Source organism: Pseudoalteromonas phenolica, from assembly GCF_005876835.1.
In the GTDB taxonomy this organism is placed as follows: Bacteria; Pseudomonadota; Gammaproteobacteria; order Enterobacterales; family Alteromonadaceae; genus Pseudoalteromonas; species Pseudoalteromonas phenolica_B.
This window is the reverse complement of record NZ_PPSW01000010.1, coordinates 18094-34736: the sequence shown is the minus strand read 5'-3', so window position 1 is coordinate 34736 and position 16643 is coordinate 18094. Positions and strand designations below refer to the sequence as shown.

Here is a 16643-nt window from a genome sequence, read left to right as displayed (position 1 = left end):
GGTAATGATTTAACCCTGACGCTGAATAGCGTAGGCGCAACATCAAGCGTACTGGTAGATAGTATTGCACCCACCGTTTCAAGCGTGAGTGTGCCTAGTAATGACACGTATATTGCGGGAGAAAATCTAGAGTTCACGGTTAATACCAGCGAGAATGTGACGGTCGACACCACCAGTGGCACCCCGAGTATTGCCATTACCGTGGGCGGTAGTACAAAAAATGCTACTTATGTCAGCGGCAGTGGTAGCAGTGCACTCACATTCAGATATACAGTTGAAAGTGGTCTAGTTGATAGTGATGGTATTACTGTTGGTGCGCTGAGCACGAATAGCGGTACGCTTAAAGATGCAGCAGGTAATGATTTAACCCTGACGCTGAACAGCGTTGGCGCAACAACAAGTGTATTGGTTGATAGTGTGGCACCCACCGTTTCAAGCGTTGGCGTGCCAAGTAATGACACGTATATTGCGGGAGAAAACCTAGAGTTCACGGTCAACACCAGTGAGAATGTGACGGTCGACACTACCAGTGGCACTCCAAGCATTGCCATTACCGTGGGCAGTACCACAAAAAATGCCACCTATGTTAGCGGCAGTGGCAGCAGTGCACTTACATTCAGATATACAGTTGAAAGTGGTCTAGTCGATAGTGACGGTATTACTGTTGGTGCGCTGAGCACAAATAGCGGTACGCTTAAAGATGCAGCAGGTAATGATTTAACCCTGACGCTGAACAGCGTTGGCGCAACAACAAGTGTATTGGTTGATAGTGTGGCACCCACCGTTTCAAGCGTTGGCGTACCAAGTAATGACACGTATATTGCAGGAGAAAACCTAGAATTCACGGTCAACACCAGCGAGAATGTGGCAGTCGTCACCACTGGAGGCACTCCAAGTATTGCCATTACCGTGGGCGGTAGTACAAAAAATGCCACCTATGTCAGCGGCAGTGGCAGCAGTGCACTTACATTCAGATATACAGTTGAAAGCGGTCTAGTTGATAGTGACGGTATTACGGTTGGTGCGCTGAGCACGAATAGCGGTACGCTTAAAGATGCAGCAGGTAATAATTTAACCCTGACGTTGAATAACGTAGGTGCAACATCAAGTGTACTGGTAGATAGTGTAGTCCCATCTGTATCAACATTTAATGCATCTTCACTGTCTTTAAAATCAGGTGAAACCTCTCAGATTACAATTGTTTTGAGTGAGTCTAGCTCAGATTTTACAATTCAAGACATTACAATAACCAATGGTAACTTGTCAGATTTTTCAGGTAGTGGCTCATCTTATTCGGCAACTTTTACCCCTTCGAGCAATATAGAAAACCCAGCTTTACTTGATGTTAAAGCAGGGGTATTTACAGACACAGCAGGAAACTCAAACACAGCTTCCAATCAGCTATCGATTACAATTGATACAAAAGCTCCTTCAGGGCAATCTGTCTCAATTGACCAAAGTGTTATTAATAAGAGTAACGAATCAGCATTGAGCTTCACTTTAACAGGCTTAGAAAGCTCAGGTTCATTCACTTATTCAATCACTGATGGTACAAGTAGTGTTTCGAGCCAAAGTTCAACCAATATCACAGCAGAGACAGCATCTATAGAAAATATAGATGTTACGAATTTAAATGAAGGTAGTTTAACTCTTTCTGTAACTGTCACTGACTCAGCGGGTAATAGCGCACAGGCCATAACTGATGCGGTAACCAAAAGATATAACGTAGCCCCCGTTTTATCGGGTTCTCCTGCTGCATCTGTAAACGAAGACACCGAGTATAACTTCACTCCAACATTAACTGACTCAGACACCAGTGATACCCACACTTTTAGCATTACAAACAAACCTAGTTGGGCATCATTTGACAGTCAAACGGGTAAACTATCTGGTACACCTTCGGATTCTGATGTTGGTGCCTCATCTGATATCACTATAACGGTAAACGATGGCACAGACTCGGCGGATCTTACGGCATTTAGCATTGAAGTGATAAACACCAATGATGCACCTGTTGGCAAAGACTTTACCTTCACCTTGAATGAAGAGGCGACATTGACCATAACAGAGGCTAATGGTGTGTTAAGCACGGCTTCTGACGATGATACTGATAGCGGAGACACCTTAAAAGTGAATGCTGTAAGCCAGCCCCAGTTTGGTCATCTAACATTGAACACAGATGGTAGCTTCACTTATATCCATGATGGCAGCGAGAATCACAGCGATAGCTTTACTTATCAAGTTGTTGATAGCAGTAATGCTACATCATCCACTCAAACTGTAACGTTAACGATCACCCCGGTGGCTGATGCACCTACAACGGTGAACGATACGCAAACAACCAATGAAGATGAGGCTGTTACTTTTAATGTGTTAAGTAACGACAGCGATCCTGAAAATGATATGGTGGCCTCATCTGCGGCAATTGCAACTCAACCAAGTAAAGGCTCGGTCAGTATTGCAAATGGTGTAGTAACTTATACACCTAATGCAAATGAAAATGGGCAAGACTCTTTCACTTATACGGTGAAAGATGCAGCGCTTAATACATCAGCCGAAGCTACCGTAAGCATTACAATTAAGGCGGTCAACGACCAACCCACAGTGCAAAACTTTACGACTGCAATAGATGAAGACAACGCCAGTGATGCAATTGCGGTTCGCGCTGGCTCAATTGATGTAGAAGACGGCACACCTTCTGGCGATATTACCCTCGCTTCTCAACCGTCTAAAGGTAGTGTGGCGATTGATCAAAATGCAGGCACTTTGGTTTATACACCTAATGCGAATGAAACTGGCTCAGATACTTTTACTTATACAATTACAGACAGTGAGGGCAGCACTTCAGAGTCTGCCACTGTGTCAGTAACAATAGGTGCAGTGAATGACAAACCTATTGTTGCCAATGACAGTGTTACCACAGATGAAGATGTGAATGTAACTTTATCTGTTCTTGATAATGATTCTGATGTTGAGGATCAGGGCTTTAACGGTGCAAATATCACTCTTGAAGATCAAGGTAACGGTGCTGGAACTTATACCAAAGCGGATGTCAGTATTCTAACAGACGGTCGTCTGCAGATTTCACCTAAGCAAGATGAAAATGGATCGTTTAGCTTCACTTATACTTTAACTGATAGTGAAGGTTTAACGTCTGATCCTGCAACAGTTACAGTTACTTTGACACCTGTCAATGATGCGCCAGTTGCAGTCGCAAACACTGCTGAAGTGGCAGAAGAAGGCTCGTTTGAAGTCAACGTATTAGGTAATGATACTGATGTTGATGAAAACGATAGCTTTAATGCCTCAAGTGTAACGGTTGTTCAAGCTCCAAGCAGTGGTCAAACTCAGATCACTTCCGCAGGTGCGATTGTTTATACACCAAATGAAAACTTCGCAGGTGAAGACACATTTACTTATACAGTGTCGGATGCGGCGGGGGCGGTGTCTAATGAAGCCACTGTTACTATGACAGTCACTCCGGTCAATGACACACCGGTTATTTCTGGTTCACCGGCTACGACAGTAGATGAAGATAGCATTTATAGCTTTACGCCAACATCTAGTGATGTAGACGGCGACACCCTCACATTTAGTATTCAAAATATGCCTCAATGGGCAAGTTTTGATACCAGTACTGGTACTTTATCAGGCACGCCATCTAATGATGATGTCGGTACTTATCAAGGCATTGAGATCAGTGTCACTGATGGCACTGAAACTGCAAGCTTGACATCGTTTGATATCACAGTGATTAACACCAATGATGCACCAACGATATCGGGCACACCTGCAAGCAGTGTTGATGAAGACACCACGTACAGTTTCACGCCTGTAGCAAACGATGTTGATTCTGAGGATACACTGACATTCAGTATTACGAATCAACCTAGTTGGGCAAACTTCGACTCTCAAACAGGTACGCTTTCTGGTACGCCTGAAAACGATCATGTAGGCACGACTTCAGACATTACTATTAGTGTTAACGATGGTACAGAAACCACTGAACTTACACCATTCTCTATCACGGTGGTTAATACTAATGATACGCCAGTGATATCAGGCATACCATCGAGCAGTATCGATGAAGATACTGCTTATAGTTTTGTGCCAACTGCATCTGATGTTGATGTGGGGGACACCCTCACTTTCAGTGTAACAAACTTACCTAAATGGGCTAGTTTCTCAACCTCAACGGGAGCTATCAGTGGGACGCCTGGTAATAGTGATGTGGGTGTTTATCAAGGTATTGTTATAAGCGTGAGTGATGGGACCGAAAAAGTTAATCTTGATGCATTTAACGTTACCGTGGTTAATGTCAATGACGCGCCAGTAATTGTTGGTACGCCAAGCACTTCTGTAAATGAAGACAGTGCATACAGCTTCACACCTACGGCATCAGATATTGATGGCGATAGCTTAACATTTAGCATTTCGAATAAACCTACTTGGGCAAGTTTTGATGAACAAACAGGCACACTATCAGGTATACCTGTCAACGCAGATGTGGGTAGTAGTAATGATATCGTCATTTCAGTAAGCGATGGTGCAGTATCGGTTTCGTTAGATGCTTTCTCTTTAAGCGTGATCAACACCAATGACGCGCCTGTTATTAGCGGAACACCTGCAACAAGTGTGAATGAGGATTCGCTTTACAGCTTTACGCCTTCTGCATCAGATGTAGATGTAGGTGATGTGCTAACTTTCTCTATCAACAATAAACCGAGTTGGGCTAACTTTGATACAACAACGGGCGTTTTATCTGGTACTCCGGCAGATGCAAATGTGGGGTCGCAAGAGCAGATAGTCATCACAGTGAGTGATGGCACTGTTTCCCAATCATTGAATGCCTTTAATCTTGAGGTGATAAATACCAATGACGCGCCTACGGCTCAAGACTACACGTTTAGCCTTGATGAAGGCCAGTTGTTAACCGTTACCGAAATTTTAGGCTTATTAAGCACCGCAAATGATGATGACTTAGACAGTAACGATAGTCTTTCAGTAACAGAGATTACTCAGCCTCAGTATGGTCAATTAACACTGAATACTGACGGAAGCTTCAGCTATCAACATGATGGCGGTGAAAGCACCAGTGATAGCTTTACTTTCGAAGTGACTGACGTGCAAAATGCGAGTTCAGGCGCCCATAATGTTTCATTGACTATTAACCCTGTTGCAGATGCCCCAATTACTCAGGATGACATTGCCACGACCAATGAAGATACTGCTATTCAGATAGATTTACTTGAAAACGATAGCGATGCCGAAGATGATTTGAACGCAGCATCGACGGTCGTTGTCACTAAACCAACTAAAGGTACAGTGAGTATTGTTAATGGTATTGCGACTTACACACCTTCTAGTAATGAAAATGGCCAAGATAGCTTTACATATACGGTCGCTGACACAGGATTAAATGTATCTGAGCAGGCAACAGTCGTTGTGACGATAACACCTATTAATGATGCACCAGTAGCTGCAAATCTGACCATAAGCACTGATGAAGATACAAGTTCTACTACACTAGATATTCGAGCAGCAGCCACAGATGTTGAAGAGGGCATACCGACAGGAACCATAGCCTTAGTGAATTCGCCAAATGTTGGCTTAGTTGTGTTTGACCAAGATGCTGGCACAGTGGTTTATACGCCAAACTCTAACGAGGTCGGTGAAGATAGCTTCACTTATACGATTGCTGATAATGAAGGGGTGGTTTCTTCTCCTGCAACGGTGAGCGTAAACATTGGCGCAATCAATGACCGTCCAGTGGTAGGTGATGACTCGGTTACGACTGATGAAGATGTGACCGTTACGTTAAATATCCTTTCGAATGACTCTGACGTGGAAGATCAGGGCTTCAATGGTGCAAATATTACCTTGGAAGATCAGGGCAATGGTTCAGGTATCTATGATAAAGCCAGTGTTTCAGTTTTGGCTGATGGCACATTAGAAATAGCACCAAACCAAGATCAAACGGGGACTTTTAGTTTCACTTACACACTGACAGATAGCGAAGGTCTGACTTCGCTGCCTGCAACAGTCACTGCAACACTAACTCCAGTCAATGATGCACCTGTTGCCGTGGATAACAGCGTTGAATTGCAAGAAGAAGGTGCTTTCGAAATCAATGTTCTGGGTAATGACACGGATATTGATGAAGGAGACAGTTTTGATGTAAGTAGCGTGACAGTTGTCAGTGCTCCCCAGAACGGTCAGGCAGAAGTCACAGCTGAAGGCACTATCATCTATACTGCGAATACCAATTATTTCGGCGATGATAGCTTTACTTATACGGTAAAAGACCAAGCTGGTGCAGTATCTAATGAAGCGACAGTTTTATTGAGCGTCACACCTATTAATGATGCCCCAGAAGTCGAGGCGCAAGCATTAACACTGAATGAAGATGATACTTTGTTAGTTACACTCAGCGGAACAGATATTGATGCTGATGCACTAACTTACAGTATTGTATCGGATGTGGCTTCGGGAACGTTAGAGCAACAAGCAGAGACCACTTGGCTTTACACACCAAATGCAAACTTCAATGGCTCTGATAGTTTCAGCTTTATGGCAAATGATGGAACTTTAGACTCAAATATTGCAACGTTCACGCTCACGATAAATGCTGTGAATGATACGCCGGTTATCTCTGGCTCACCAGAAACCACGGCTGTTCACAATAATTTATACAGCTTTACGCCACAAGCAACGGATATAGAAAATGACACACTTACATTTTCAATCAGCAATCAACCTGCTTGGGCTGAATTTGACATCGCAACAGGTACATTATCAGGTACACCAAGCAGAGAAGATGAAGGCGTTTATAGCAATATTGTAATAAGTGTCAGTGATGGTGACGCTCAAGCTGCATTAAATTCTTTCGATATTGAAGTTCAGTTTGTGAATAATCAGCCAATGGCGAATGATATGGCGATATCGGTGAATGAAGATGGAACAACTAGCTTCACGGCTGATACATCCGATGAGGATGGTGATACGGTGACTATATCGATATCACGTCAGCCTGTAAGCGGTACATTGGTGCTTCAAGGCAGCACATTCACTTATACACCATTGAGTAATTTCAATGGCTTAGATAGTTTCAGCTATATCGCTAATGACGGTAGCATAGACTCTTCGGCAGGCGAAGTGAATATCACAGTTAATGCGGTGAATGATTTGCCACTTGCAGTGAATGATAGCTTTATCTTCGAGTCGCAGGCTAACAACACGTATACGTTTGATGTATTGGCCAATGACACGGATGCTGATGAAGGTGATGTGCTGACGATAATTGGTGCTAAAGCTTCGGTGGGGGCGGTTTCTATTGTTGATAGCGAGCTGTCATATCAAGCTGAAGCTGAGACGCAAGGCTTAATCGTGATTGATTACTTAATTGAGGACAGCCAAAAAGCACGCAGTAAAGCTACAGCTCAATTGCAAATAAATTCAGCACCGGTCAATACACTACCAGTGGTTTCAGTACCGGCTGATGTAACGGCTAATGCGACTGGTTTATTCACAAAAGTTGCATTAGGAACAGCCACAGCGACAGACAGCAATGGGAACAGTATCGCAGTGTCTTTGGTTGATGGGACAACACTATTCGCGCCTGGTGCTCACTTTGTTTACTGGCAGGCAACAGACAGTCAAGGGCTACAATCAATCGCAACTCAAAATGTGTTTGTAAATCCGCTTGTTTCACTAGAGAAAAACAGTGATGTGGCTGAAGATCAAAACCACACTGTGAGTGTCTTCCTCAATGGTCCTGCACCGAGTTACCCTGTGACAGTGCCTTATACTGTTTCTGGTACCGCAACTAGTACAGATCATGATTTGGTTGATGGCCAAATATCGATAGAGTCAGGGACTTCAGCGCAAATTAGTTTTAACGTTTTCGCTGATAGTGAGGTTGAAGGTAATGAAAGTATTATTATTACGCTTGGCGATGCGTTAAATAAAGGGGCTAAATCATCTACTACAGTGACCATAGTCGAGGAGAATGTTGCACCGACCGTCACAACTGAAGTTGTTCAAGCCGGTGAAGTCCGTTCATTGTTAACAATTAATGATGATGTAGTGACGGTGACAGCGACTGCTAAAGATGCAAATCCACAAGATAATGTTTCTCTTACGTGGAATTTAGAAGGCAGTGAGCTTACTAACCTGAGCACAGAGCAAAATACCTTTGTTTTCAGCACGTCAGAATTAGCTGAAGGCATCTATCAATTAACCGTGACAGCAACAGATGATGCTGATCCAAGTCTTTCTTCTGTGAGTGAGGTTTATCTCGAGGTTGTGGCTGAACTTCAGTCACTGACTCAGGAAGATACTGACGGAGACCTTATACCAGATGACCAAGAAGGTTATGCTGACTCGGATGGTGATGGTATTCCTGATTTCCAAGATGCCATTACTGACTGTAATGTGATGCAAGAGCAGGCGACAGAGTCAAACCAATTCTTAGTAGAGGGTGAACCGGGAGTTTGTTTACGTAAAGGTGCAACCGTTGCTCAAAACAGTACAGGCGGTGTACAACTGCTAGAAAGTGAACTGCCAAGTGATGAAAGTGCAATCAATATAGGTGGCTTATTTGACTTTATTGCAACTGGTTTACCGCAAGCAGGTGATACGTACAGCATTGTAATTCCGCAAAGAAGACCAATACCACTCAATGCTGTTTACCGTAAATTAAAGGCGGATGAGTGGATTGATTTTGTCAGTGGCAATGGCAACCAAATTCTCTCAGCAACAGGTGAACCGGGTTACTGTCCTCCTCCAGGTAGTAATGAATGGACTGAGGGGTTAACTGAAGGTGACTGGTGTGTGCAATTGCAGATTGTTGACGGTGGACCAAACGATGATGACGGTATTGCTAACAGAGCTGTGGTTGATCCAGGTGGTATTGCAGTACCTAAAACCAGTAATAACTTACCACAAGCTCAGTCTGATGAAGTAACAATTCGCTCAGGTGAAGCAATTATTATTGATGTATTGAATAACGACAGCGATGCTGATGATGATACGCTTACAATCACTGGAGCGAGCGTCGATTTCGGCTCTGTGATTATTGAAGAAAATAAGCTGGTTTACACACCTCCAACTGATTTGATTGGTCAAGCAATTATTCAATACAGTATTTCAGATGGTAAAGGTGGTACGTCTAACAGCACTGCAACAGTGAACTTGATTGTCAATAATGCGCCCACCGCAGTGCTTGATATTGCAAGTACAAATGATAAAGCAAGCATCACTATAGATGTTTTAGCAAATGACACAGATAAAGATGGAGATAAGTTAACGCTTGTCAGTGCAACTGCTCAGCATGGTGACGCACAAGTTAACCTCAACGGTACACTGACATATGTGCCAAAAGTTGGTTTTAATGGCATTGATGTTATCAAGTATAGCTTAAAAGACAGTAAAGGCGCCGTTTCTCAAGGTGAGGCGCGCGTTACTGTCACAGCCCACCAAAGTGTCGCCATTGAAAACAAATCGTCAGGTAGCCTAGGAGGGGCAGTTATCATAATGATTTCAATTTTATTAATGAGAAGAAGGAAGGCATTGCTTCCAAGCTTTGCGTTAATTACATCTAGTTGTTTAATTAGTTCTGAAACGATGGCATCTGATTGGGGAGTAGAAGCTGGGGTCGGGCAAGCGAAAGCTGATTACTCAATGACAAACGTAGATGGCGTCACAGAAGTCATGGTTGATGACAGCAGTAATAGTTGGTCAGCTGGCGTCTATTATCAACTTACTTCCGATTGGTCTACTTCATTACGCTATATCGATTTAGGGCAAGGAAGAGTCTCTTTTAAAGGGGAGTCTCTAACGCCGGATTCAGTCCACCAGAGAGTCGCTGAACAAGTGCCGAGTTTTTCTGAAGGGTTTGCACTTCAGGCCAAATATAATTTCTTAACGTTTGGTCATGCTCGAGTAGGCGCTTTCTTAGGTGCTTATAAATGGCAATACAAAGTAGAAAGCGTAAGAGACAACCAACTTATAAAAAGCGAGATGAATGGCACAGACTTATATTATGGTATTGGGATGAGTTATGCATTGACTGACTCTCTCAGCGTTCAACTTGATTATAGTCACTTTAATTTAGAGCCTGAGTCTGTCTCAGATCTTCAGCTCGGATTATCGTATCGCTTCTAGCAACTGAGTGTTAAACAAATAAAAAAGCCTTACAAATGTAAGGCTTTTTATTGTCTGTATTAATCTAACCAGTATTAATAATTTTCCATAAGCCTGATGCTTTAATCGGTTAACGATAAAAAACCGATTTGATTCAGTTTCACCAGAAAATATTTACCTCTTTATAAATATCTATTAATGCTACTTATAGTGAATATTTATTCTGTTAATTTTCAGTTTACGTAAACGTAAAGCTGGCGATTTTAGTGACTCAATACAGCCGGTATTAATTTTTTTTTAAAATGTCACCGGTGTCATTTGTTTTTTGCTTGTCATAATTTAACATTATTGTTGTTTTTAACTTCACCTGGTGAATTTGTCAGACCAATGAGAAATATTCAAGTTAATGAATATCTATTCATAATTTTGTTGACTCCATTTTAAAACAAAGCTAGTTTTGAATATCTGTCGGAACAATCGTCTTGTTCATTTCCGACCATAGATGTAGCAGGGGGAGGGGTGCATGCTATATGACTCTAAGTTAGAAAAAGATAATTGTGGTTTTGGTTTAATTGCTCAGATAAACGGGCAAGCAAGTCACAAACTAATCCGCAATGCAATTACAGGGTTAGACCGAATGCAACACCGTGGTGGTATTGCATCAGATGGCAAAACAGGTGATGGCTGTGGTTTATTACTGCAAAAACCTGACAGCTTCTTTAGAGCCATTGCCACTGAAAACGGTTGGCACTTAGGTAAAAATTACGCTGTCGGTATGTTGTTTTTGAATGCTGACGAAACGCTTGCATCTCAAGCCCGAAAAGTGATTAACGAAGAATTAGAAAAAGAAACGTTAACGCTCGTTGGCTGGCGAGTTGTGCCTACTGAACCAGGTATGTTAGGACCTATCGCCTTAAAGCAACTACCTAAATTTGAGCAGGTGTTTGTATCTGCACCTGAAGGCTGGCGCCCGAAAGATCTGGAGCGTCGTTTATATATTGCGAGACGTCGAATAGAGAAGCGCTTAGTTGAAGATGACCAGTTCTATATTTCGAGTCTTTCAGGTCTGGTAACAGTTTACAAAGGCTTAATGATGCCTGTGGACCTACCAAACTTTTATTTAGATTTAGCAGATATGCGTATGAAAAGTGCTATCTGTGTTTTTCACCAACGCTTTTCTACGAACACGCAGCCGCGTTGGCCGTTAGCCCAGCCATTTAGATATTTGGCGCACAATGGTGAAATTAATACCATTGCTGGTAACCGTCAGTGGGCAAGAGCACGAGCTTATAAGTTTTCTTCACCATTGTTGCCAGATTTACAAACGGCCGCGCCATTTGTAAATGAAGAAGGTTCAGATTCATCAAGCCTTGATAACATTCTCGAATTATTCCTTGCTGGTGGTATGGATATTTTCCGTGCTATGCGCATGCTTGTGCCGCCTGCATGGCAAAAAAACCGAGCTATGGACGATGATTTACGCGCCTTTTACGATTTTAACTCTATGCATATGGAACCCTGGGATGGCCCAGCAGGTATCGTTATGTCAGATGGTCGATTTGCGGCATGTAACCTAGATAGAAATGGTCTACGTCCAGCGCGTTACGTGATCACCCAAGATGGGTTTATCACGCTTGCATCTGAAGTCGGTATCTGGGATTACACAGCCGATGAAGTGGTTGAAAAAGGTCGTGTTGGTCCAGGTGAATTGCTGGTTATCGATACCCTTCATGGCAAGATTTGGCAGTCTGATGAAATCGATCAAGATTTAAAATCACGTCATCCTTACAAAACTTGGCTTGAGCAAAACGTAAAACGTCTTACGCCTTTTGAAGATTTGTCAGAAGAGGATGCGGGTGTACGCGATTTTGACGATGAATTATTGCTGACCTATCAAAAGCTATTCGGATACAGCAATGAAGAGTTAGACAACGTTATTCGTGTTATGGGACAAAATGGCCAAGAGGCAACAGGTTCAATGGGTGACGACACCCCATTTGCTGTTTTGTCTGAAGGCCATCGCTCTTTGTTCGATTACTTCCGTCAAAAATTCGCGCAGGTAACAAACCCACCGATTGACCCACTTCGTGAAAATCACGTAATGTCATTAGCGACCTGTATCGGCCGTGAGCAAAACGTCTTCAATGAAACCACAGGCCATGCCAAGCGTCTTCAGTTTGCCTCACCAGTACTCACATTTTCTGATATGCAGCAGTTAGTGAATGCCGATGACGAACATTACTGCGCCTGTAAAATTCAGCTGAACTATGACAAAACTGAGTCTTTAAAATCAGCGTTAGAACGAGTCTGTGACGAAGCTGAGCAAAAAGCACGCTCAGGGTGTGTTATGTTGGTGTTGAGTGACAGAAATATCAGCAAAGATATGTTGCCAATTCCTGCGGCTATGGCAGTAGGCGCAGTACAACAGCGTTTGGTAAATACTAATTTACGCTGTGATGCCAACATCATAGTTGAAACAGGCAGCGCCAGAGATCCGCATCAGTTTGCCGTGTTATTAGGGTTTGGTGCGACGGCGATTTATCCGTATCTAACATACGAAACACTCGTTGCCATGTGTGACAGTAAAGTGATTGATAAGACCTACCGCGAGGTGACGCTGGCTTATCGTAATGCCATCAATAAGGGTCTATTCAAGATCATGTCTAAGATGGGGATCAGTACGGTCGCGTCATATCGTTGCTCTATGCTATTTGAAGCTGTTGGCCTATCAGATGACATTGTTGAAATGTGTTTTAAAGGCGTGGCGAACCGTATCAAGGGCGCAGATTTTGAAGATTTTGCTTACGAACAAGCGCAACTTCATAAGCTCGCTTTCAGTAAGCGTAAGCTGTTGTCACATGGCGGTTTATTAAAGTTTGTTCACGGTGGTGAGTATCATGCTTATAACCCTGATGTGGTTCAAACACTACAAGTTGCGGTTAAATCAGGTGAATATCAAGATTATCTAAAATATGCTGATCTGGTTAATAACCGTCCAGTGACAAACATTCGAGATCTATTGGCGCTTAAATCAGACGTATCACCTGTCAGCCTTGATGATGTAGAGCCTGCAACAGAGCTTTATAAGCGTTTTGACTCAGCGGCCATGAGTATTGGTGCATTATCACCAGAAGCTCATGAAGCGCTGGCAATTGCCATGAACCGCTTAGGTGGATGTTCGAACTCTGGTGAGGGCGGTGAAGATAAACTGCGTTTTGGAACAGAGAAAAACTCTAGAATTAAGCAAGTTGCATCGGGCCGTTTCGGCGTTACTCCGCATTATTTAAGAAATGCCGATGTTATTCAGATCAAAGTTGCACAGGGGGCAAAACCTGGTGAAGGTGGTCAACTACCTGGTGAAAAGGTAACGCCTTATATTGCTAAATTGCGTTACTCGGTACCGGGTGTGACGCTAATTTCGCCACCACCACATCATGATATTTATTCAATTGAAGATCTAGCACAGCTTATTTTCGACTTAAAGCAAGTGAATCCAGAGGCGATGATCTCAGTTAAGTTGGTATCTGAACCTGGTGTCGGCACAATCGCAACAGGTGTTGCTAAAGCTTACGCTGATTTAATTACGATTGCAGGTTATGACGGTGGCACAGGGGCAAGCCCGCTCACGTCTGTTAAATATGCTGGTAGCCCTTGGGAGTTGGGCCTTGCTGAAACTCAACAAGCCCTGGTCGAAAATGGTCTTCGTCATCGCATTCGCCTACAGACAGATGGCGGCCTAAAAACAGGTTTAGATATCATCAAAGCCGCTATTTTAGGTGCAGAAAGCTTCGGTTTTGGTACTGGCCCTATGGTCGCGCTTGGTTGTAAATATCTTCGTATTTGTCACTTAAATAACTGTGCGACAGGTGTTGCAACTCAAGATGATACCCTTCGTCAGAAGCACTATCATGGTTTACCAGAAATGGCGATGAACTACTTCAAGTTTATTGCTCAAGAAGCCCGTGAAATCATGGCGCAATTAGGCGTAACTCGTTTGGTCGATTTAATTGGCCGAACTGATTTACTAGAAATGATCGAAGGCAAGACGAGCAAGCAAAGCAAGTTAGATTTAGCAGACCTGTTAGCCAAGCCTAACAACCCAACTAATGAGACTTTGTATTGTTCAGCAGCGAATACCTCTCATTATAAGGGTGAGCTAAATGAACTACTGTTATCAAAAGCACAAGCTGCGATTGAGAGCAAATCAGGTATTTCATTGGTGAATCGTATTAGCAACACCGACCGTTCTGTAGGCGCGATGCTATCTGGTTATATTGCCAACTTACATGGCAATCAAGGCATGGCAGCAGATCCGGTTGCAATTGAACTACACGGCACTGCAGGTCAATCATTCGGTGTTTGGAATGCAGGCGGACTTGAAATGACTTTAGTCGGTGATGCTAACGATTATGTCGGTAAGGGCATGGCTGGCGGTAAACTAGTAATTCGTCCACCAGTTGGTTCTAGTTTTGAGTCACATCAAGCAAGTATTGTCGGTAATACCTGCCTATACGGTGCGACAGGCGGTAAGTTGTTTGCAGCAGGTAAAGCAGGTGAGCGATTTGGGGTTAGAAACTCAGGTGTCATAGCAGTAGTTGAAGGCTTAGGTGACAATGGCTGTGAATATATGACCGGCGGCGTTGTCTGCGTACTGGGTAATGTAGGTATTAACTTTGGTGCGGGCATGACGGGTGGATTTGCCTATGTGCTTGATGAAAAAGCAGACTTCGAAAAGCGTATAAATCCAGAGTTAGTTGAAATTGTTGAGCTGTCAGAACTCAATGCACATCAAGAGCACCTAAGAGGTTTAATTGCTGAGCATTTAGAGCTTACAGGCTCAGCTAGAGCAGAACAGATCCTAGCTGAATTTGAGTTGTATCTATCTAAATTCAAACTAGTGAAACCAATTTCAAGTGATGTAAAGAGCCTATTAGGTCATCGTGCTCGCAGTAGCGCTGAATTAAGAGTACAGGCGCAGTAAGGGGAAGAGTATGAGCGAAAATGTTTACCAATTTATCGATGTGCAACGAGTTGATCCAAGAAAAAAACCAATTTCATCACGTAAGCAATCATTTGTAGAGATTTACGAGCCATTTTCACAAAACCAAGTGAATTCTCAATCTGATCGTTGTTTAGACTGTGGTAATCCTTATTGTGAATGGAAGTGCCCAGTTCATAACTATATTCCACAGTGGTTAAAGTTGATCCGTAATGGTCGTATTTTTGAGGCCGCTGAGCTGTCACACCGTACCAACAGCTTACCAGAGGTATGTGGTCGAGTGTGTCCACAAGACCGTTTATGTGAGGGGGCGTGTACGCTCAATGAAGAGTTTGGTGCGGTAACAATCGGTAATATCGAAAAATACATCACAGATACAGCCTTTGCCCAAGGCTGGAAGCCAGATATGTCGTATGTAGTATGGACAGACAAGAAAGTCGCCATCATCGGTGCGGGTCCTGCAGGTTTAGGTTGTGCAGATATTCTAGTACGCAATGGGGTTAAACCTGTTGTTTTCGACCGTAACCCAGAGATTGGTGGTCTACTGACATTTGGTATTCCATCTTTCAAACTTGAAAAATCAGTGATGGAAAATCGACGTGAAATTTTCACTGAGATGGGCGTTGAGTTTAAGTTAAATACAGAAGTTGGCAAAGATATCAGCCTTGATGAGATCATTGCTGAATATGATGCCGTATTCATTGGTGTGGGCACATATCAAAGTATGCGCGGTAACCTTGAAAACGAAGATGCTGAGAGCGTTTATGACGCTCTGCCTTTCTTGATTGGTAATACAAATCGAGTCATGGGTTATGATGAAGCTCAGCAGCCTTATATCAGCATGGCGAATCAAAAGGTTGTTGTGTTAGGTGGCGGTGATACTGCGATGGACTGTGTACGTACTTCAATTCGCCAAAATGCGGCTCATGTAACCTGTGCATATCGTCGTGACGAATCAAACATGCCAGGTTCAGTTCGTGAAGTAAAAAATGCCAAAGAAGAAGGCGTAAACTTTAAGTTTAATGTTCAGCCAAAAGGCATTGAATTAAACGCAGAGGGTAAAGTTGTTGGTGTTAAGATGGTAGAAACTCGTTTGGGCGAACCAGATGCTGCAGGGCGTCAGCGCGCAGAAGAAGTACCAGGCACTGAACATGTACTTGATGCGGATGCGGTGATAATGGCATTTGGTTTTAAACCACACAATCTTGATTGGCTAGCACAATACGATGTTGAAATTAACCGTTGGGGTGGCATTGTTGCGCCTGAGCAGGGCGCCTACACGCATCAAACAAGTAACCCTAAGATCTTTGCCGGCGGCGACGCAGTTCGAGGTTCAGACTTAGTTGTAACCGCTATTTTTGAGGGCCGTAATGCTGCCGAAGGTATATTGGATTATCTAGAAGTTTAAAGTCCAATATTAAATATCTTTACCCATAAAAAAACCCAGTTTTCACACTGGGTTTTTGTTATCTTCTTCTCGCTTCTCGCTTCTCGCTTCTCG

Annotated in this window: 3 protein-coding genes; all 3 read left to right on the top strand. The window is 43.2% G+C overall.

Features of this window, described 5'->3' with window-relative positions:
• Positions 1–90: 90 nt before the first annotated feature.
• Positions 91–10164, top strand: a complete 10074-nt coding sequence (locus C1E24_RS07225) for a tandem-95 repeat protein (RefSeq protein WP_206078125.1) — start codon at positions 91–93, stop codon at positions 10162–10164.
• A 502-nt stretch (positions 10165–10666) separates the two neighbouring features.
• On the top strand, positions 10667–15124 hold the full coding sequence (gene gltB, locus C1E24_RS07220) for a glutamate synthase large subunit (RefSeq protein ID WP_138480128.1): 4458 nt from the start codon (positions 10667–10669) through the stop codon (positions 15122–15124).
• Positions 15125–15134: 10 nt separating this feature from the next.
• Positions 15135–16550 carry an FAD-dependent oxidoreductase gene (locus C1E24_RS07215; RefSeq protein WP_138480126.1) on the top strand — a complete coding sequence of 472 codons (1416 nt, stop codon included), beginning with the start codon at positions 15135–15137 and terminating at the stop codon, positions 16548–16550.
• Positions 16551–16643 lie beyond the last annotated feature (93 nt).